General features: G+C 38.5%; 20 protein-coding genes. 2 read left to right on the top strand and 18 right to left on the bottom strand.

Going from position 1 to position 19,923, the window contains the following annotated elements; translation table 11 throughout:
* Positions 1-56: 56 nt before the first annotated feature.
* The 4 genes from LKI_RS04755 to LKI_RS04740 form a co-directional block, all read right to left on the bottom strand.
* Positions 57-2,510 (bottom strand): phosphoketolase family protein, encoded by a 2,454-nt coding sequence (locus LKI_RS04755; RefSeq protein WP_013103036.1) that lies wholly within the window; start codon positions 2,508-2,510, stop codon positions 57-59.
* A 212-nt stretch (positions 2,511-2,722) separates the two neighbouring features.
* On the bottom strand, positions 2,723-3,451 hold the full coding sequence (locus LKI_RS04750) for an SDR family NAD(P)-dependent oxidoreductase (protein WP_013103035.1): 729 nt from the start codon (positions 3,449-3,451) through the stop codon (positions 2,723-2,725).
* A 74-nt stretch (positions 3,452-3,525) separates the two neighbouring features.
* Complete coding sequence (locus tag LKI_RS04745) at positions 3,526-4,365, bottom strand: helix-turn-helix domain-containing protein (RefSeq protein WP_013103034.1); 840 nt, start codon at positions 4,363-4,365, stop codon at positions 3,526-3,528.
* A gap of 301 nt (positions 4,366-4,666) precedes the next feature.
* The gene (locus LKI_RS04740; RefSeq protein ID WP_013103033.1) at positions 4,667-5,395 is read right to left on the bottom strand and encodes a GntR family transcriptional regulator; all 729 of its coding nucleotides are present in this window, start codon (positions 5,393-5,395) and stop codon (positions 4,667-4,669) included.
* 78 nt (positions 5,396-5,473) lie between these two features.
* Here LKI_RS04740 and LKI_RS04735 point away from each other — a divergent pair, with 78 nt between their 5' ends.
* The gene (locus LKI_RS04735) at positions 5,474-5,974 is read left to right on the top strand and encodes an aminoacyl-tRNA deacylase (RefSeq protein WP_041762838.1); all 501 of its coding nucleotides are present in this window, start codon (positions 5,474-5,476) and stop codon (positions 5,972-5,974) included.
* Between the two features lie 94 nt (positions 5,975-6,068).
* Positions 6,069-6,461: a RidA family protein gene (locus LKI_RS04730; RefSeq protein ID WP_013103031.1), complete on the top strand. Its 393-nt coding sequence runs from the start codon at positions 6,069-6,071 to the stop codon at positions 6,459-6,461.
* A gap of 118 nt (positions 6,462-6,579) precedes the next feature.
* On the opposite strand, the gene dnaB is transcribed toward LKI_RS04730, so the two are convergent.
* From dnaB to adhP, 14 genes are all read right to left on the bottom strand, one after another.
* Complete coding sequence (gene dnaB, locus LKI_RS04725) at positions 6,580-8,040, bottom strand: replicative DNA helicase (RefSeq protein ID WP_013103030.1); 1,461 nt, start codon at positions 8,038-8,040, stop codon at positions 6,580-6,582.
* Positions 8,041-8,042: 2 nt separating this feature from the next.
* Entirely contained in the window at positions 8,043-8,495 is a 453-nt protein-coding gene (rplI, locus tag LKI_RS04720) for a 50S ribosomal protein L9 (protein ID WP_013103029.1), read from the bottom strand.
* A gap of 46 nt (positions 8,496-8,541) precedes the next feature.
* Positions 8,542-10,572 carry a DHH family phosphoesterase gene (locus LKI_RS04715; RefSeq protein WP_013103028.1) on the bottom strand — a complete coding sequence of 677 codons (2,031 nt, stop codon included), beginning with the start codon at positions 10,570-10,572 and terminating at the stop codon, positions 8,542-8,544.
* Between the two features lie 147 nt (positions 10,573-10,719).
* On the bottom strand, positions 10,720-11,004 hold the full coding sequence (rpsR, locus tag LKI_RS04710) for a 30S ribosomal protein S18 (RefSeq protein WP_013103027.1): 285 nt from the start codon (positions 11,002-11,004) through the stop codon (positions 10,720-10,722).
* 36 nt (positions 11,005-11,040) lie between these two features.
* Positions 11,041-11,583 carry a single-stranded DNA-binding protein gene (gene ssb / locus LKI_RS04705; protein WP_013103026.1) on the bottom strand — a complete coding sequence of 181 codons (543 nt, stop codon included), beginning with the start codon at positions 11,581-11,583 and terminating at the stop codon, positions 11,041-11,043.
* A gap of 32 nt (positions 11,584-11,615) precedes the next feature.
* A complete protein-coding gene (rpsF, locus tag LKI_RS04700) occupies positions 11,616-11,912 on the bottom strand; it encodes a 30S ribosomal protein S6 (RefSeq protein WP_013103025.1) in 297 nt (98 codons plus the stop codon).
* A gap of 191 nt (positions 11,913-12,103) precedes the next feature.
* Positions 12,104-13,549 carry a dipeptidase PepV gene (gene pepV, locus LKI_RS04695; protein ID WP_013103024.1) on the bottom strand — a complete coding sequence of 482 codons (1,446 nt, stop codon included), beginning with the start codon at positions 13,547-13,549 and terminating at the stop codon, positions 12,104-12,106.
* 53 nt (positions 13,550-13,602) lie between these two features.
* Entirely contained in the window at positions 13,603-14,427 is an 825-nt protein-coding gene (locus LKI_RS04690; RefSeq protein ID WP_013103023.1) for an energy-coupling factor transporter transmembrane component T family protein, read from the bottom strand.
* 96 nt (positions 14,428-14,523) lie between these two features.
* The gene (locus LKI_RS04685; protein WP_013103022.1) at positions 14,524-16,203 is read right to left on the bottom strand and encodes an ABC transporter ATP-binding protein; all 1,680 of its coding nucleotides are present in this window, start codon (positions 16,201-16,203) and stop codon (positions 14,524-14,526) included.
* Between the two features lie 52 nt (positions 16,204-16,255).
* Positions 16,256-16,822 carry an ECF-type riboflavin transporter substrate-binding protein gene (locus LKI_RS04680; RefSeq protein WP_013103021.1) on the bottom strand — a complete coding sequence of 189 codons (567 nt, stop codon included), beginning with the start codon at positions 16,820-16,822 and terminating at the stop codon, positions 16,256-16,258.
* 40 nt (positions 16,823-16,862) lie between these two features.
* Positions 16,863-17,723, bottom strand: a complete 861-nt coding sequence (locus tag LKI_RS04675) for an SAM hydrolase/SAM-dependent halogenase family protein (RefSeq protein WP_013103020.1) — start codon at positions 17,721-17,723, stop codon at positions 16,863-16,865.
* A gap of 98 nt (positions 17,724-17,821) precedes the next feature.
* A complete protein-coding gene (locus LKI_RS11180) occupies positions 17,822-17,956 on the bottom strand; it encodes a hypothetical protein (RefSeq protein WP_013103019.1) in 135 nt (44 codons plus the stop codon).
* Between the two features lie 161 nt (positions 17,957-18,117).
* Complete coding sequence (locus LKI_RS04670) at positions 18,118-18,657, bottom strand: hypothetical protein (protein ID WP_013103018.1); 540 nt, start codon at positions 18,655-18,657, stop codon at positions 18,118-18,120.
* A 188-nt stretch (positions 18,658-18,845) separates the two neighbouring features.
* A complete protein-coding gene (gene adhP, locus LKI_RS04665) occupies positions 18,846-19,901 on the bottom strand; it encodes an alcohol dehydrogenase AdhP (protein ID WP_013103017.1) in 1,056 nt (351 codons plus the stop codon).
* Between the last annotated feature and the right edge of the window lie 22 nt (positions 19,902-19,923).

The following is a 19,923-nucleotide window of genomic DNA, read 5'->3' as shown; positions in this document are numbered from 1 at the left end:
CTTCTTTTATTAATGTTTCAAATCATACAATGATTTGAATTAAGTCTAAGATTAAATTACTTCAAAGGTGACCAATTCCAATCAGTGAATTCTGCAATATCACGTCCCTCATTACGAGTAACTTCGAAATGCTTTGCAAGTGTTGCATCCATCTTTTCAATGAATGTATCAGCAGCAGCTTGATCGATTGTACCATTAGCTGACAGAATTTCAACAGCTTCCTTAGCTTGATGGAAACGATCCAAGTGTGAATAAACACGCATGTCGTATGTTGTTGTGATATCACCATCTTCACGATAACCATGGACATAGACATCACCCTTGAACTTACGTTCGAAGAAGAATGATTCTACCAAGTTTTCATAGGCATGGAAACCAAAGATTACTGGCTTTTCAGCTTGGAAATACTTGTTAAATTCATCATCTGACAATTCACGCTCATCGTTCATGTTAGGTTCTGACTTCTTTTGCAAACGTAACAATTCAACAACGTTAACATAGCGGAACTTAACTTCTGGGAAGGCTTGGTTAACCAACCACAAGGCAGCTAATGTTTCAATTGTTGGCTCTGTACCGGCAGATGCAAACGTGATGTCAACATCACCAGAAGGTGCAGTAGAAGCCCAGTCAATAATCTTCAAACCTTCGTTAGCTAATACATCAGCTTCATCAGCAGTAAACCATTGTTGACGTGGTTGCTTTGAAGCAATAATCAAATTAACCTTGTGACGTTCTGAGAATGCGCGATCCTGAACAGCTAACAATGAGTTCCCATCGGCTGGTAGGTATTCACGAATAAAGTTAGACTTCTTCTCGGCCAAATGTGTCAACATACCTGGATCTTGGTGTGTATAACCATTATGATCTTGTTGGAACGCAGTTGACGTTGCAATCAAGTTCAATGATGGATAATCATTACGCCATGCTTGTTCTGACGCATGACGCAACCACTTGAAGTGTTGTGTTACCATCGTGTCGACCACGCGCAAGAATGATTCGTATGAAGCGAAAATTCCAACACGGCCAGTCAATGTATAACCTTCTAACCAACCTTCTGCTTGATGTTCTGACAATTGCGAATCAATAATACGGCCTTCAGGACCAACATATTGATCGTTTGGTTCTTTAACTTCTTCCATCCATTGACGGTTAGTTGTGTTAAAGAGACTCCACAAACGGTTTGACATTGTTTCATCAGGACCAAACACACGGAATGAAGTTGGGTTCAACTTCATAACTTCTTCCAAATAATTTGAAAGGGTTGTCATATCCATGTTTTGAGTAACTGTTGCAAACTCATGTCCACGGTTTTCGTTAGTAATGTCATTAGTGAATTGGCGCCAATCAGGCAAAGTCAAATCAGTTGCTTCTTCACCGCGACGACGTCCACCGTTAGCAATTGGATTGGCTGACATACGCTTGTCGCCCTTAGGTGCAATTGCCTTTAATTCATCTTTCAATGAACCATCAGCATTGAATAATTCCTCAGGCTTATATGAATTCATCCATGCTTCAAATTGATCCAAAGTTGACAAATCATGTTGTTCCAAAGGCAATGGCACTTGGTGAGCACGGAATGAATCTTCAATTGGATTACCCTTGGCATCGTGTGTTGGACCACCCCAACCCTTTGGCAAACGTGCAATAATCACAGGCCATGCAGGGATAGTACCATCCTCGTACTTACCGTTTTCACGTGCATCCTTTTGAATTGCTTGAATGTCTTCGATTGCTTGATCCAACACTTTAGCTGCTAATTCGTGGTAAGCCGCATAATCATGAATGTCATCATTTTCAATAAAGCGAGGTGAATAACCCAAACCTTCAAAGAACTTTGTGATTTCTTCATCACTCATACGTGAAAAGATTGTTGGGTTTGAAATCTTGAAACCATTCAAATCCAAAATTGGCAATACAGCACCATCATTTTTAGCTGATAAGAACTTTGTTGAATGCCATGAAGTCATTGATGGACCAGTTTCGGCTTCTCCATCACCAACAACAGCAAATGCGATTTGTTCTGGGTTGTCCAAAACGGCACCGAATGCGTGTGATAATGAATAACCTAATTCACCACCTTCATGCAATGAACCAGGTGTTTGGGCAGTCATGTGCGATCCGATTCCACCAGGGAATGAGAAACGCTTGAACAAACGACTCATACCTTCTAAATCTTGTGTGATTTCTGGATAATCCTCAGTATATTCACCGTCTAAGTAGGCGTTAGTAACCATAACTTGGCCACCATGCCCAGGACCACCAATATAGAACATGTTCAAATCATACTTGTTGATCAAACGATTCGCATGAGCATACAAGAATGTTTGTCCTGAAATTGTTCCCCAGTGACCAATTGGCTTAACTTTAACGTCTTCAGCTTCAATTGGTGTGTTAGTAACTGAGAACAAAGGGTTGCTCTTCAAGAAGATCATCCCTGCTGACAAATAGTTGGTAGCACGCCACCACTTATCAACGAGTCCCAAGTACTCTTTTGAATTAAAATCTACCATGAGATTTAATACTCCTTATTTTTTGAGAGAATCGTAAACCGCGAACTTTTCTCCGTTATTTACTCTTCAAGTATAACTTATTATTATGTTTTGTTCAAGAGAATAGTCTAGATTGGTTCAGGTCTAGGCGTATTTTGGTTGGCTCACAATTATTGTTGGTACGAACCAATTGTCAAACTTTACTAATACTATTTAACCACTAGATTTAATTATTAGTATGTTGTATTAATATATGCGGATAAAACACTTTCAGCTGCCACAAAATTATACTTTCGTTCATTAAGTTGTACCTCATGCCCATGTGAATCAAAAAATGCGCCACTTTTTTGATTCACAGACGGTTCGAACACCAGATGCCTTGCAACGGGTACTTCTTTATTCGTTAGATTTCTCGTATACGGCATCAAATTACTTTGTACATCACCTGGAAAAAAACTATTAACCTTAATATGATAAATTTTTAGTTTTTCTGATAAGTAAATCATTAATAATGTTTTATGAGTTACCACCCACGCAGCCCGTTCCAAATAATTGGTTTGTTTCTCACATATTGGTACCATGTTAACCGCCTTTGGATTACCCGAAACCAGCAATAATTTGCCAGATTGCAACAAGGGCGCTACTTTCATAGCAACATTGTAATGACTCATTAAATTTTGCGTTATATTTTCCCTGCCGTTATTAGGAAAAACACCCGCACTTAAAATCAGAACATCAATTTTATCAATTGTCTCTTTTAAATGATTTTGTAGTCTGTTAACATCATGAGGCATAGATAGATCTGCTTGTATAAAAGTAACACTTTTTCCTAATCTTCTTGCACTTGCTTCCCCCTTTTCTTTGTGCCTACCGATAATAATGACGTAGTTATCAATACTCAATGCCTCAGCAATTGACAGCCCTACACCTGATGTACCACCTGTTATAACAATATTTTTCATTTGAAGATACCATGCCTTTTTATGTCACCTAAGATTTTCTTAGCGAAATAACAATCTTTCACCGTGTAAAATAGTTATTCAACTTTTAAGTTGACAATATCGATAAGCACCGAATGCTTATTCTGATAGTCAGTAGCCTTTTTACTATTTCCCAGTTTTTCATAGCAATGAGCAACACTTAGTGCGTACTCAGCCAGCATAAAATAAGATTGCTTTCTGACTACATCATCAAAGCCATTTAAAAGAATGGCTAACGCCTCTTGATATTTTTCTTCTTGATATAAATAATTACCATAGTGATAAGATATGGCGTTTAAATTTTCGCTTGACACCTTAGTCTTAATAAATTGTCTATAAACGGCCTCAAATAAATGTACTGCCTTGTCAGCATAACCTATTTTTAGATATAACACGGCTAGTCCATTGATTAGTAACATTTCAAGCGCCGATTTCGGATGATAAGGTTGCTTCATCGTCATATGAATAGCTAAGTTTAAATAGCGAACGGCTTCTTTGGTATTAATTTCTAGTTGATATAAAGCACACGAATAATAGTAGTAATATGTTTGTATGTCCTGATCATAAATTAATTCATCTAAAATATTACTGTTGTCCATTAATTCAATCATCCCTTTGTAATTGTGTTTCTTACACATATCAAATATCTTGCGACTAAAACTATCAAAGCTTGTCATGTGCATAGCATGATCCAAAAATTGATTTGTCTCTTTTATTTGTAATCGATTACAAATTTTTTTGAATAAAATAACATTTGGTACATCGATGCCCCGCTCAATGCTACTGATCATAGCTTGAGAACAAATATCTTCAGCAAGTTGAAATTGTGTCATTCCCAATTTTATTCTATTTAATCTTATTAAAGCACCTAGTCTTGTCGCTATGCTATTAACCATCAGTGACCCTCACAATTCCAATCAATTATTTGACATTCTTATAAATAAACTGCGGATGCCTCAAGCAAATTTGAACATCATTCAGAATCTTGTGTACCATCAAATACCATAATTATACAATTTTAAAAAAGTTGAGGTAAACAGAATACTAATAATCTAAATAGCCATTATCTTCCCATGTGTATACACCTTTCTCACAAGTCATTGCCAAAGAAGAACAAAAAACTACCAATACTTTACGTTGGTTGGAGAAAATCACCTTCAAAAAGATTAGCAGTTTTTTATCATTGTTGTTATGCAATTATTCAGTATCTAAACTAACAAACGCGCTATATCGTAAATACTGATAATGTAAGCGCATGGTTGAAAACTCTAGTGGTGTCCCATCATCCATAAAAAATATGCCCTCCATAATACCAACTGGTTCATTAGCTTTAAGCTCTAATAAGGTTTGATCTTCTATGTTTGATGGCTCGGCCATAATCGTCATAAACGACTTGGTCACTGTCCGATGTTTCGTATTTTCAATATACTCATACACTGATCCAGACACAATTTCTTTATTTAACCCTGGTACAACTGAAATAGGAACATAACCACGTTCAATCATAAACGGCACGCCCTCTAGACGTCGTAACCGTTTAATTTCGTAGACAAAATCACCCTCATTTAAAAAGAGCGCCTGTTGTTGTTCAGGAGTTGCTGAAAGCACTTGAAAATCAAGCAATTCAATACTTGGTGCTTTTCCATCAACACGAAAGGAATCAGAAACACCTAAATTTGAACCCTCATGTTGAAAAATAGCGTTATTCTTCAAATAAAGTGGGTTCACAAAGGTACCGCTTCCTCGTTTTTTAAATATAACACCTTGCTGTACTAACACGTTCAATGCACGTTTGATCGACGAACGTGACACATCATATTGCTCAGCAAGTGACCTTTCATCAGGTAATTTCAAATTAGGAAACTCACCTTGGTAAATTTTTTGTTTAATATCCGCTTGTACGGTGACATAAATGGCTTCTGACATAATGTTAAAATTATATCACAAATTGGTCTGACCGCGCGACTTTTTGGTTGTTCCAATTTGTGGTAAAATAAAATGACTATGACAAAGAAAAAAATTAAAAAAACACTTCCAGAACAAATTATGGATAAACATGATGTTACTTATGAATCACTAACATTAAATATTCTAGACAAGACTGAATCGGAACGGGACACAATTCTTCACACGTTTAATATTAAACATGATGATATCTATAAAACCCTTGCAGCGTTTGGCGACAAAACTGGACCAGTCGTTGCTGTTTTACCCATTACAAAACATCTGTCCATGAAAAAACTCGCGATAGCATCTGGTAACAAAAAGGTCGTCATGTTACCACTAAAAGATTTGAAAAAAACAACAGGTTATATTCACGGCGCCAATAATCCAATAGGTATTTGGCAAAATAAGCACTTCCCCATTTTTATTGACTCAACGGCTGAACATGCTGATTATTTTTTGGTTAGTGGTGGTGAGCTTGGTCGTTCAGACAAAATAAAGCCTGCTGACGTGTCTTCGATGATTGGTGCCCCATTTGCAGATTTATCAGAGCATGATTAATCTTATCATCAACCAACGCATTATAATGTATTGATTGTTATTAATTGCTAATTTGTTAGCTTTATCATAGAATATTTGGCAGGAGGACATATTCATGTCAAAAAAAGTCATCGCAACAACGCAAGCGCCAAAAGCGCTTGGTCCCTACTCTCAAGCCATTCAATCTGATAATACGCTCTACATTTCTGGTCAAATCGGTATTGACCCTGAAACTGACACATTTGTCGGCCACACAACGATAGAACAAACCCAACAAATCTTTAAAAACATCGATGCCATCTTACACACAGCTGAGTTTTCCAGAGCAGATGTTGTTAAAACAACATTATTCTTCGATGATCTTAATGACTTCACCAGCGTGAACAAACTTTATGAAGTCTATTTTGGTGCTAATGCAATTGATACGCTACCAGCACGTTCAGCCATTCAGGTTGCTGCTTTACCCAAACAAGCTAAAATCGCAATTGAAATTATTGCAACAAAATAATTTTTTGCTAGAACAACGTACTAAAGAATCTGGCTATGATAGCAACAAAAAAGTAACTACCAATTTGATATTGGTAGTTACTTTTTTAATTTATACTAACCTTATGGTCAACTTTTTGTTACCAACTAGCACTACCATTTGGTCCTGCATTAGGATCATCTCTAAACAAAGGTGCCATAGGACTAAATTTAAAAGTTGGCTTATTAAACATTAACGTGGCTGTACCACGCGCACCTGCACGGTTTTTCTCCAAAATAATTTCAATCGGTACTGCCTCTTCTTCATCGCGTGGATCGCTATCATCTTCATCTCCATCATTACGATAATAATCATCTCGATACAAAAAAGCGACAATATCAGCATCCTGTTCAATAGATCCTGATTCACGCAAATCAGACAATACCGGACGCTTGTCTGTTCGCTGTTCAACACCACGACTAAGTTGTGCCAGCGCTAAAATAGGTGTATGTAATTCTTTTGCTAATTTTTTAATTGAACGTGATATTTCGGAAACCGCTTGTTGACGACTTTCCTTATTATTTGATTCGATTAGACCAAGATAATCAATAATAACCATACCTATTGGATGCGGATTATTAATTCGCTGTTCGGGTTGCATATCACTGACAATATCTTTCTCTAATTTTCGTAATTTTGCACTAATTTGATTGATTTTAATACCTGGTGTATCATCCATATAAATTTGCATATTAGCCAAAGATTGCATAGCTAAGGTTAATGATTGCCAATCTTCTTGTGACATCTGTCCAGTAGTCAAATGATTTGAATCAATTGCACCCTCAGCAGCAACTAGTCGGGTCACTAAATCAACTGCACCCATTTCCAAACTAAATACAACGACAGGAACCTGTTCAGATTTCGCAACATTTTTAGCAATATTTAAAACAAAGGCTGTTTTACCAACTGCTGGACGTGCACCAAGTACAATCATTTGATCTTCTCGAAAGCCATGTGTTAATTTGTCAAGCTCTGGATACCCTGTTGCTAAACCAACAACATCATTATCATTTTCAACAGCATTATCCAAATTTGATTGAAATTCTTGTAGTACATCTTTTATTTTTTGAAAATCTTCATCCCCACGATTTTCAGCCAAATTATCCAAATTACGATTAAGCGTATCTAATATTTCCTCGCTTGGCTCAGATGCATCATAAGCTAATGACATACTACGTGTTAATGTATCAATCATACGTCGCAAAATAGCTTTTTCGCGTACAATATTGGCATAATGTTTTAAGTTAGCAGAAGAGGCTGATGACTCAGAAATTTCTGCCAAATAAGCCATACCACCAATATTATCAAGCTGCTGCATACTATTAAGTTTGTCCTGCAACGTCAACATATCAATCGGACGTTGCTCATCAATCAATTGCTGCATGGCTTTAAAAATAGTTTGATGTGCTTGCCTGTAAAAATCATCTGCTTCTATAATAGCACTGGCTGTAACCACCGCGTTATCTGATTTGACGTCGAAGAAAATGGCCCCGAGTACCGCACGCTCTGCATCCACATCCTGTGGTACTTGCCTGTATTCGTATGATCCCGGATTATCCATATTTAACCCTCGCTGACATGTACACGTAAGTTTGCTGTCACTTCACGATGTAACTTTAATGGCACATCTGTATAACCGAGTGCATGAATTGGTTGATTGAGGTTAAGCTTACGCTTGTCTACTTTAAGTTGTTTTTGTTCAGCCAATGCTGCAACAATTTGTTTTGTCGAAACTGCCCCAAACAAGCGTCCATCAGCACCAGACTTACCTGTTACTTCAACCACAAAGTTTTCTGCTTCAATCTTTTCTTTTAATGCTTCTGCAGCGGCTAAATCTTCTGCAGCGGCTTTTTCTTCCGCTTTTTGCCGTCCCTTAACTGCGCCTAAATTTTTGCCCGTCGCAGGTTCTGCTTTTTTATTTTTGATCAAAAAATTGTTTGCATAACCGTCAGGTACTTCTTTAATTTCACCTTTCTTACCACGCCCTTTAACATCTTCTAAAAATACAACTTTCATGTTTCTATTCTCCTATTTATCTTATTACTTTAAAGTCAAGCGCAGCTTACGATTCTTCAATGTTTTCAGTTAAAATATGTTGTAATTGTGCCGTGACTTCTTCTGTTGTCATATCTGAAATCTGTGTCGCTGCATTGGACAAGTGTCCACCACCACCCATAGCTTCCATCACACGTTGCACGTTATGCTGCCCTGTGGAACGAGCCGACACACCAACACGACCATCCAAGCGTTTAGTAATCACATATGAGGCATCAACACCGCTTATCTGTAGTAATTCGTCAGCAGCTTGTGCGGTAATTAACCCAGAATAAGTTGTGCTGTTTTCACCCGTTGCAATGGCACTCCCAGCGTGAACAATCGCTAAATTAATTAGGTGTGTTCGTGCTTTGAAGTCCGTGAATTTCTCCTTCATAAAGGACTGAATTAAGTTACTATCAGCGCCATTCGCGCGTAGATAACTTGCAGCATCAAAGGTTCTCGAGCCCGTACGTAATGTGAAGTTCTTCGTATCAATTTGTATACCACCGAGCATAGCTGTCGCCTCCAATTTAGTAATTGGTGCATGACTTTGATCTTGGTACTGCAACATTTCTACAACAAGTTCCGATGTCGATGAGGCATACGGCTCAACATAACTAAGCAAAGGCTTTTCTGCTAAACTTTTTTCTGCTAGACGATGATGATCAATAACAACCACACGGTTAGCTAGCTTTTCTAGTAAATTTGGTGCACTTGTAATCGCTGCATTTGCATGATCAACTAAAATTAACAACGTATTTTCGCGAACAAGTTTTAAAGCTCGTGCTTCGTCAACAATTGAATCGTTAATATTTGAGCCCGGCGCCACAATATCTGGTGGATTTTTACGGATTTCTTCCAGAAGTAACGTGATATCACTATAAACTGTTTTTTCATCAATAATGACAAAAGCGGATTTATTCTTGGTCTGAGCCATTCGCCAAATACCAAGTCCTGCACCAATTGCATCTAAATCTGGTGTCGCATGCCCAACAATCATGATATTGTCTGACTGTTCCATCAGTTCAGCAACAGTTTGTGATATCATACGTGCACGGACTCGGGTGCGTTTTTCCATTGGATTCGTAGCACCACCATAGAAACGAGCTGCCTCCTGATTCGATTTAACAACAACTTGATCACCACCACGTCCCAAAGCTAAATCTAAGTTAGTTTGAGCCATTTTTGCAAGATCTATAATATCTGTTTCACCATATGATATCCCCATAGATAAGGTGACTGGTGAATTTTGTTGTGCTGTAGCTTCACGAATAGCTTTTAAAATTGAAAATTTATCACGCTCAGCTTCTTGTAAAGCAGTCTGATAGCCGAACATCACATAATGAATTGTATTTAAGCGTCGCAAATAAATATGGTGCGCAGTCGCCCAATCACCAAGTGCACCTGTAACGTAAGTGCGTAACGTTGATGTCTCTGATTCACTCATGCCTTCAGTAACTTCCTCATAATTATCGACAGAAATTAAGCCACTAAATAACTGGTGATTCTCATATTCTTGAGCAATAGCCGCATATTCACTAATATCCATCATATAAATGACTCGTAAATTTTGTTGCACATAGAGTGAAAATTGCTTACCTTGCCAAGTAATCGTGTTTGTTACTTTAGCATCTGAATAACTTTTAACATCTGCGGCCAAACTCTTATCAAATTCAGCCAGTGTCAGTCCAAGGACATCTCGTTTATTTAAATAAGCCTGCATATATGGATTAATCCAGTCTATTTTTTCAACCTCATTGAGTAAAATGATACCAATTGGCATACGAATTAATGCCTCCTGTTCACTTCTAGAGATACGGTAGCCTAGACCGGATAAATATTCTTGCGCATTTTCATTGACTTCTCTTAATGCTTGGGCTGAATAAACCAGACCGATAATCACCACAATCAGCCAAATAAGCCCAAAAATCCAATTTGTCAATAACGCAAAAATAACACTCATACCACTGACAAAAATCAATAGCAATGTAACTGCACCTAATTTTGAATTCTGAAAAAAAATGGGCAATGTTTTAAAATTAAATAGTTTTTTCACAAGTAACCTCAGTTTTTATACATTATGGTCGTATTTTAACGTATACGATAAAATACATTCCATATTATATTTTACCACAGTTACAGTTTGTCCCATAAGACAAAAAAACCCAGGTACGTAACCTGAGTTTTTGGAGATTATAAATGATTAATCTTCTGTAACGAATGGCAACAAAGCCATGATACGAGCGCGTTTAACAGCAGTCGTAACTTTACGTTGATTTTTTGCTGAAGTTCCAGTCACACGACGTGGCAAAATCTTACCGCGTTCTGAAATGAAACGTTCTAACAATTCTGTATTCTTGTAGTCAATATACTCAATATGGTTTGCTGCAATAAAGTCAACCTTACGACGACGACGTGGACCGCCTTGGGGGCGACGCGAGCGTTGTGGACGTTCTGAGTTTTGTGGACGTGAATTTTGTTCTGGCATGATTAAAGCTCCTTTCATATCGTTTTATTTATTTTTTTAAAATGGTAAATCATCATCTGATATATCAATTTCAGTTTTGCCGCTAGCCGCAAATGGATTAGCCGCTTCATTTGTTGCAGTTGATTGCGTGTTTGAATTTTGACTCGCACTAGCAAATGGATCAACACCACTAAATGCATTGTCACTTGACGAACTGAAGCCGCCACCGTTATGTGATGTGTCAGACGTCCCGTTTTGGGCACGTCGCTTATCACTTTCGGAACGTGACTCAAGCAGTGAAAAATTATCAACAACAACCTCAGTCACATAAACACGTTGTCCTTGGTTGTTTTCATAATTACGTGTTTGCAATCGCCCTTCAATGGCAACTAATGCGCCTTTTCCAGTAAAATTAGCAAAATTTTCAGCTGACTTACGCCAAATAACAGCGTTAATAAAATCAGCCTCACGTTCACCAGCCTGATTGGTAAACTGACGGTTAACCGCCAAACTAAACGTGCCGACCGCTGTACCCGATTGTGTATAGCGTAATTCCACATCACGGGTCAATCGCCCAATCAATACTACTCGATTAATCATATAAAAGCTCCTTCACCAGTGGAATTTCAGAATTATTCTGCGTCACGCTTAACGATCATGTGACGTAAGATGTCTTGTGAGATCTTTGCCAAACGATCGAATTCGTTGATAGCATTATCGTCTTCTGCAGTGAAATTAATGATGTGGTATACGCCTTCGCGGTAACCAGCAATTTCATATGCAAAACGACGTGTTGCCCAGTCAGCTGACTTAGTAATTGTTGCCCCATTATTTGTCAAGATGCCATCAAAGCGCTCTACGAGTGCCTTCTTTGCATCTGATTCCAAATCAGGACGAACGATATAAGTCATTTCGTATGATGTAGCCATGTTTTATTTCCTCCTTTTGGTCTCTGGCAGCCTTAGCTGCAAGGAGTGAATACACTTTTGTATACCCACAATTATTAATGATACTACAAAGCGACCTAACATTTCAAGTGTTTCGTAGAATTTTCCATCTGGTTCTTCAATAATACGTTACAAGAATAGCATCTACTTATTCTCGTTCGTTATGTCAAGGACTACTTTGACAATTCATACAAAGCTTGTGCAAATATCGCTTGCGCTCTTGGAATATTATCAAGTAAGACATATTCATCAGGTTGATGGCTCATCACCTCAACATCTGGAAATTGTCCACCAAATGCAACGCCACGTTTTAATAATCGCGCATATGAGCCACCGTTCGATATTTTATAGGTTTTTTGCGTGTTTGTATGTTGTGCATAAATGGCCTCTAATTTTTTAACAATCGGATCGTCTAGATCCACCATGTGTGGTTGATTACCAAATTGCGACTCTTTAAATATTTTTGCATTTAAATCACCCATATGTCGCTGTACTTGTGTCAATATTGCAGTTTCCGTGATGCCAATTGGAAAACGAAATTGGATACGGATTTGACCAGCATGGCTTTGTTCATAGTGCATCACGCCAATGTTCATTGTTAGATCGCCCATAATTTCATCATGGAAAATAAGACCTAATTTTTCGCCGAAAACATTTTGGTGATTATCATCCCCTAAAAAGGTTAAGTAAGCATGTGCCTGACCCTCAAAGGAAAACTCATTCAAAAAATGTGCTAGATAGGTCCCTGCATTAATACCATCTTCTGGGTAAGCACCATGAACTGACTTTCCGTATAATGTTAGCAAAATGTTCCCATCGTCGTATTGACCAATCCCAGTGACCAACGGTATTTGTGTAACATACTGTTCGTAACGTTTTAGAAATAAGTTAATATCATAATGGCTTGGTAATCGGATCAATGCTTTGGCAACGCCTGGGACAACATTATCTCGCTCACCGGCATCAAATTTAAGCAACTGCCAATGATCTTCACGTACACTTTCTCCTTCAAATTGGATGACAATGGTCTGAACACCCTTTTCGCCAGGCACTACGGGAAAGGAACCATCTGGTGAAAATCCAAGTGTTGGTTCACCAATTTGCGCTAAATACGTTTTCATATCACGCCAATCAGATTCCTCATCACTTCCAAAAATTAAACGGATTTTACGCTGAGGCCAAAAACCATTATCTTTTAATTGTTTTAAAGCATAATAACTTGCAATGAGGTCCGCTTTCATATCATGACTGCCGCGGCCATAAAGGCGTTTACCGACAATTTTTGGGCTAAATGGTAATGTGACGTGCCAAGCATTATCATTACCAGGAACAACATCAACGTGCGACAAAACGCCAAGTGTTTCCGACGCATCCTCAGGGCCATAATCAACCACAACGACCATGTTGTCAGCAACACGTGTAACTTTAAACCCATCACGCTTAGCTATATCAACCAAAAATTGCAGCGCTGTCTCAATGCCAATGCCAAATGGTCTTTGGAACGTCGCTGTTTCAGGGGCCAACACTGATGGGATAGCCAAAAATTGTAGCAAATCCCTTTGTAGTACTGGCTGATATTTTTGGGCATCTTCTTGCCATTGTCTTACTGTTTCAACCATATGCTTAATTTATATGATAATGTTTTTACTACAACACGACCATCTATACTCCTTTACTTGAATGGGTTATATAAACGACCATCATTTTGAGCGAAAAGTATCGCACCAATAATGATCACGGCCACGGCCCCAAAAATCATCACAATATCTCGCGTCGCAAATGACTGTTCTTGGTACCAAGACCGTTTCTTTTCACGCCCAAATCGCCTGAGTTCCATCGCTTGGCTGATTGTTTCAATACGGTTTAAACTCGCAAACACCAGCGGCAAAATAATTTGCACCGCACCTTTAGAGCGCGCTAATAAAGGCGCCTTTTTAGATATTTCATAACCTCGAGCTTGCTGTGCCAAGCTAATCGTTCGATAATCACTTTGTACATCAGGAATGTAACGCAACGTAATAGCAAACGAATAAGCAATTTTGTAGGGCACACCAATTTTATTTAAACCAGCAGCAAACTCACTTGGATTTGTGGTAAAAAGCAAAATAATTGCCAGTGGTAAAGAAAATAGATATTTCAATAGTAAATTAAATTCATAAAACAATTGTTCCTGCGTGATTGTCCAATAACCCGTCCCAAATAGTACATGTCGCGTGCCGTATAATTGAACACCATATTGTGGCGCCAGAACAGCTACCATCACCAAATTAATCATCGCAAAAATAATCACCAATTTAGCCATCAACGCATATTCTCGATACTTAATTTGTGACAGGCGCATCAGTACAATCGCCAAAACAACTAAACCAAATAAAAAACGTGTATCGTAGGATATCATTCCCATGGTAGATAGTGCTAAAAATCCTATTAATTTTGCCGTACCTGTTGTGTGATTAATCCAAGTATCTCGTTGTTTATATCCAAATAAATTGTTCATATTTATACCGTTAATTTCGTGCACATCTGATTTAAATTAGATACCGTCCTGCACAAATATATCACGTCTTCCCTTCAAAGTATCAAAAATAAAAAATTAGTTATGAACAATAGCTGCATTCAGCTCCTCTGGATGCGTGATAGCCAATCGATTTGCTAACTGATAAACACTTGTTGTACGTAAGCTTGCTAGCTTAACTAATGACTCATTAGCTAATAGTTCAGCAGGTGTCGTGTCCGCAAGTAATTGCCCATCGACAACAACTAATGCCCGCTCGACAAAATTTGCAAGTAAATGCATATCATGTGTAATAATAACGACAGTCGTTTTTTCTTGCTGATTGATTTTAGTTAAAAATTGTAACAATTCATTTGTATGTGTCGCATCTTGTCCTGCCGTTGGTTCATCTAAAATCAAGATTTGTGGATTCAAGACCAGGACAGCAGCAATTGTTAAACGCTTTTTTTGACCAAAACTTAACGCAGCTATAGGCCAATGACGCATCGCATCCAAATCGATTAAGTTTAAGATTGCTCTAACACGTCGCTCAATGTCATCAGGGGACACGTGCCGTAAAATGAGGCCACTTGCAACTTCCTCAAATACCGTTGCTTTAGTAATCATATGGTTTGGGTTTTGCAAAACATAACCAATGTTGTCGGCTCTTTCTTTGATTGATTGCTGAAGTACAGATTGCCCATCCAATATAATATCACCAGCATCAGGTATCAAAAATCCTGTTAATAAGTGGGACAAAGTTGTCTTACCAGAACCATTTTTACCAACAATACCTAAAATTTCACCCTGATTAATAACCGTATTCAATTGCTTAAATAGTTGACTATTTTTATCATAACTAAAATCAAGATCTTTCACCACTAATTTAACTATTTGATGCGTGTTAGTTTTAACAGGCTGTTTAAGTGCTTCGATCGCATTTTTTTGTCCTGACACGTCAATTTGGTTAACGTTTGCAACATGTGGTAAACGACTGATATCAATATGCGCCTGACGTAATAATTGCACGTATAACGGCTCATCCAAGCCATTTTCAGGCAAAATACCTGCTTTAATAATTTCGCTTGGCGTACCGTTAGCCACAATTCTGCCTTCAGCCATCACAATGACACGATCAACATGCGCTCGAAGCACCTCTTCAATACGATGTTCAATGATGACCACAGTCAAATCACGTTCAGATTGTAATTTATCAATCATATCCATGGCCACAACACCAGCTGCTGGATCAAGACTGGCCAACGGCTCATCAAATAATAATAGCTTGCCATCATCAACAAGCACCCCTGCCATTGATGTTCGTTGTTTTTGACCACCAGACAATACCTGTGGTGCTAAGTCTAAGCGATCCCCTAGTCCAAAACGCGTTGCCCACTTCTTCACTTCTGATTTAATATGCGATACCGGTTGATTATCGTTTTCTAGCGCAAAAGCAATATCTTCTGCCACTGTCAACCCAACAAACTGTGCATCAGAATCTTGTAAGACAGTCCCTGCTTGTAAAGACAACTCAAACAAAGATTGAGCCAAAATATTTTTACCGTGTAACGTCAACGTTCCTGTTGTATCGCCTGCATACGCTTGCGGAATCAATCCATTTAACAAACGTAACAAAGTTGTTTTACCAGAACCTGAAGCACCAGCAATTAGCACCTTTTCACCTGGATAAATTTGAAAACTAACATCGTTTAACGTTGGTTCAGCCTGTGCGTGGTATTTAAATGTCACGTGTTGGAAATCAATTATTGGTGCTGTCATAATACTTCCTTGAATTTAATTTTATGTACGCAAGCAACCGCTTGCTTGATGTTTATTCGCTTCGAAGACTGCTCTTTTTTGGGCGTGACTTCACGTAGGCAACTAATAATAGTGAACCAATAATTGCTACTGATAACGTATTAACAAAGGCCGTCACAGCACCTTGAAGAAAAACCTTTTGTGCTGGTTCTTTATAAATCAAGATATCACCAATAGGCGCAATGATAAGCCAGACAATAACATTTGAAACGGCCTGCCAAACATTAAATTGAATCAGCTTTTTGGTCGACAAATCACCGTATTCAAGGGCAAGATACTTTTTACCAAAACCTAATAATAGTCCGAAAATGGCATCCGCAATGACCCATGACCACCATGGTGACCCATAGGTGACAGCATCATTTAACGTATGCCCAATAAATCCTACTAACAGACCAACAACTGGTCCAAATAGGCTGGCGATTAAAGCTAGCCAACCTTCTGCTACATTGACCGTTGTATTTGGTATACCTGTAGGAATTGCAATAAACTTCATCAACACAAAGAATACTGCTGCCCCTATCCCTGTTGCCACAACTGACCTGACTGAAAATCCTGCGCGCTTTTTTCTATCATTCATATTCGTATCCTCACATTCACTTGATTATCTTAGCGATTGTTTATTGTTCTTTTGTGATCACCACTGACCAATCTTGACCAGCACCCACATGATACATTTGTTCAAAATTACCTGTATGCACCCCAAATGCTACTGTGTAAACGGAGTTAATGTAAATTAAGGGTTCACCAGGATTAACATCTGTAAAAGTGTGCACATATGGTAATTTGTCATCAAACAAAGTAGTATCACGATTTTTGATTTGAACATGTAATATATCCCCATAGGATACATTAAGCTTCTCAAATTCACTCACTAAAATGTTAGACCACAATGAGCCAAAATTAACATCTGTAATATCAATATGCCCAATTAATTGTGACTGCCCATCCTCTGTTTGATGATACTTACCAGGACGGATTGGCAACTTAACTAATTCATCTGGTGTCAATTCTTGACCGTAATCTTCATAGCGAGTTGCACCACTTGCCAGTTTTGCGCCGTTAAATGCATAAATATCACGGCCATGAAAAGTAGAAGACTTTTCAGATCCAGGTAATCTTTGTGTGTCTTCATCAATCACACGAGCGCTCTCAATCAAATCATGTGCCAACAAATGTGACAAAGTGCCATTATCTGGAGTCACAATGTAGTGCCCTGCGACTGTTTTAGCAATAATAGACAAGCGCTTTGAGCCAACACCTGGATCAACAACAGAGACAAATACCGTCCCTGATGCCCAATAATGAACCGTTTGCAACAGACGAAATGACCCTTCAAAGATGTTAAATGGGGTGATACCATGTGTCAAATCACTCACTAAAATATCATCGGCAACGCTATAAGCAACGCCACGCATCGAACTCACTGCACCATCCTGCAAACCAAAATCTGTTTGTAAAACAAGGTGTTTATTTGTCATATTATCGGTATGTTTGCACTTAAATAGTCGTCACGAGTGTGCGACTATTGCGTGAAACATATCTCCTTTCAAATGTTATGTTAATAAAAAAGTCCCTGTTAATCATATTGATTAACAGGGACGTAAAACGTGGTACCACCCAACTTCAATTCAAACTTAACAACAAACAAACCTGTTGAGATTGAATACTCTTGGTCTATAACGGCGCCCACCGGATAAATAGCTTCCACCATTTACCTCATCCACGTTCATCTTCAATATATTGCATTGTATCGGCTTACACTACCCCGACTCGCTATATCAACACGCCATATTTACTCTTCGCTTCATCGATTTATTAACATAACACTATCTTAATACAAATTTGATTACCTGTCAATTTTTTTAAGCCCAATCAATCAGGTAAAATAATTTGTGTTGAAGGTCCTTGGGGTGCTGGCGTATCTTGTTGTTCTTGAACCAAATAACTTGGAAATAATGTCAATGATTTTTCTTCAAACCCAACCACTGAAGATCCTAAAATACGTGTTACTAACTCTAATAAGCGTTCTTCAAATGTGTCTTTCTCAATTTCTTCAATGGCTGATTTCAAACCTTGTTGGTACATATTGATATGCACATGTGGCATCAATGCATAATCACGACCAATAAGCGCCGCCCATTCCTCAAATACTTCTTCGGGCACTTCATCATCGTTATCTGTGATCGGCATAAAATTAACACTAAATGTATTGTTTGCCTCACCCTCTTGATCAAATGCTTCCTGTGTCATCTGACCATCTGTTAATTCAAGCGCATAATCAAAATCAAACGCCCGCCGCTCATCGAAAATATGAATAAATCCTGCTGTAGACTGCGATTCATCAGCTAAATCGACGACACGTAAAATACGATCCCTCTGACCATTAAAAAGTTGTTGTGTAAAATATGCCATGATTTGCTAGTACCTTAATACTGATAACCCTTACGTTATCAGTATTAAGTGTATTTCCTCCAATAAATTCGTTACCCAATTCTAACACAAGCTATCGTTAATCGCCATGATGACCGGTATTTTAACCTAATAGGATTGGCAAGGTATATAAAAACGCTTGGAATTAATATTCCAAGCGTCTAATTAACTTAAAGTGTTGTAAAGTCAAATACTTTGCGACCAGTAATACTACCAGCCTTCATTTCGTCAATCACGTCATTCATATCCTTAAAGTTAACTTTTTCAACAATCGGCTTAACTTTACCTTCAGCACCAAATTGGAAGGCTTCCTTCAAATCAGCACGTGTACCAACCAATGAGCCGCGTACTTCAATACCATCTAACACAGTTTTAGCAATGTTTAATGCCATATCACCTTCTGGTAACGCCACAGCAACCAACTTACCCATTGGTCGTAATGAACCTACCGCTTGGTTAAAGGCTGCAGCATTAACTGCCGTAACTTGGGCGTTATGTGCACCACCAGTTGCTTTTTGCACTTCAGCAGCAACATCATCAACCTTCTTACGATTAATCAAAACTTCTGCGCCATTTGCATGTGCTGCTGCTAGTTTGTCATCATTACCATCAATAACAGCAACATGGGCACCGAATACGTTATGCGCATATTGTACAGCTAAGTTACCTAAACCACCAGCACCATGAACTGATACCCATTGTCCAGGCTTAGTTTCACCAACTTTAAGTGATTTATACATTGTGACACCAGCACATGTAATTGATGTGGCTTCAAGCGGGTCCAAACCTTCTGGTACTTTGACTGCATACTTGGCATTCACAACTGCTTGCTGTGACATGGCACCATCAACTGTATAGCCAGAATTACGAACATTACGGCAGAACGTTTCATTTCCTGACACGCAGTAATCACAGACGCCACAAGCATCATAAAACCAAGCAATCGACACACGGTCACCAATCTTTAAATAATCACCAGCACCTTCAGCTAATTTAGACACACGACCAACGCCTTCATGCCCAATCACGCGGCGAAAATCACCATTTCGTTGACCCATCTTATTAGGGTTGCCAAAATCAGCTCCAGCAACATGCAAATCCGTATGGCATAAACCAACATATTCAACGTCTACCAACGCTTCACCGAAAGTTAGTGCTCTAGGTTGCCAATTATCAATTAAATCAACATAACCATCTGGTGTTTGACGTACAACTGCTGCTTTCATTATTAAACCTCTTTTTTATCTT

Origin of the sequence: Leuconostoc kimchii IMSNU 11154 (genome assembly GCF_000092505.1) — a bacterium.
Lineage (GTDB): Bacteria > Bacillota > Bacilli > Lactobacillales > Lactobacillaceae > Leuconostoc > Leuconostoc kimchii.
The sequence above is the reverse complement of the archived record's forward strand: the minus strand, read 5'-3'. Positions and strand labels throughout refer to the sequence as shown.

What these genes read in the sequence shown, in the direction of transcription:
- LKI_RS04680 (WP_013103021.1), bottom strand. Translation starts at nt 16,822, where the DNA reads ATGAATGATAGAAAAAAGCGCGCAGGATTTTCAGTCAGGTCAGTTGTG.
- LKI_RS04740 (WP_013103033.1), bottom strand. Translation starts at nt 5,395, where the DNA reads ATGTCAGAAGCCATTTATGTCACCGTACAAGCGGATATTAAACAAAAA.
- rplI (WP_013103029.1), bottom strand. Translation starts at nt 8,495, where the DNA reads ATGAAAGTTGTATTTTTAGAAGATGTTAAAGGGCGTGGTAAGAAAGGT.
- rpsR (WP_013103027.1), bottom strand. Translation starts at nt 11,004, where the DNA reads ATGCCAGAACAAAATTCACGTCCACAAAACTCAGAACGTCCACAACGC.
- adhP (WP_013103017.1), bottom strand. Translation starts at nt 19,901, where the DNA reads ATGAAAGCAGCAGTTGTACGTCAAACACCAGATGGTTATGTTGATTTA.
- LKI_RS04675 (WP_013103020.1), bottom strand. Translation starts at nt 17,723, where the DNA reads ATGACAAATAAACACCTTGTTTTACAAACAGATTTTGGTTTGCAGGAT.
- LKI_RS04670 (WP_013103018.1), bottom strand. Translation starts at nt 18,657, where the DNA reads ATGGCATATTTTACACAACAACTTTTTAATGGTCAGAGGGATCGTATT.
- rpsF (WP_013103025.1), bottom strand. Translation starts at nt 11,912, where the DNA reads ATGGCTACATCATACGAAATGACTTATATCGTTCGTCCTGATTTGGAA.
- ssb (WP_013103026.1), bottom strand. Translation starts at nt 11,583, where the DNA reads ATGATTAATCGAGTAGTATTGATTGGGCGATTGACCCGTGATGTGGAA.
- LKI_RS04730 (WP_013103031.1), top strand. Translation starts at nt 6,069, where the DNA reads ATGTCAAAAAAAGTCATCGCAACAACGCAAGCGCCAAAAGCGCTTGGT.
- LKI_RS04735 (WP_041762838.1), top strand. Translation starts at nt 5,474, where the DNA reads ATGACAAAGAAAAAAATTAAAAAAACACTTCCAGAACAAATTATGGAT.
- dnaB (WP_013103030.1), bottom strand. Translation starts at nt 8,040, where the DNA reads ATGGATAATCCGGGATCATACGAATACAGGCAAGTACCACAGGATGTG.
- LKI_RS11180 (WP_013103019.1), bottom strand. Translation starts at nt 17,956, where the DNA reads ATGGTGGAAGCTATTTATCCGGTGGGCGCCGTTATAGACCAAGAGTAT.
- LKI_RS04685 (WP_013103022.1), bottom strand. Translation starts at nt 16,203, where the DNA reads ATGACAGCACCAATAATTGATTTCCAACACGTGACATTTAAATACCAC.
- LKI_RS04745 (WP_013103034.1), bottom strand. Translation starts at nt 4,365, where the DNA reads ATGGTTAATAGCATAGCGACAAGACTAGGTGCTTTAATAAGATTAAAT.
- LKI_RS04750 (WP_013103035.1), bottom strand. Translation starts at nt 3,451, where the DNA reads ATGAAAAATATTGTTATAACAGGTGGTACATCAGGTGTAGGGCTGTCA.
- LKI_RS04755 (WP_013103036.1), bottom strand. Translation starts at nt 2,510, where the DNA reads ATGGTAGATTTTAATTCAAAAGAGTACTTGGGACTCGTTGATAAGTGG.
- pepV (WP_013103024.1), bottom strand. Translation starts at nt 13,549, where the DNA reads ATGGTTGAAACAGTAAGACAATGGCAAGAAGATGCCCAAAAATATCAG.
- LKI_RS04690 (WP_013103023.1), bottom strand. Translation starts at nt 14,427, where the DNA reads ATGAACAATTTATTTGGATATAAACAACGAGATACTTGGATTAATCAC.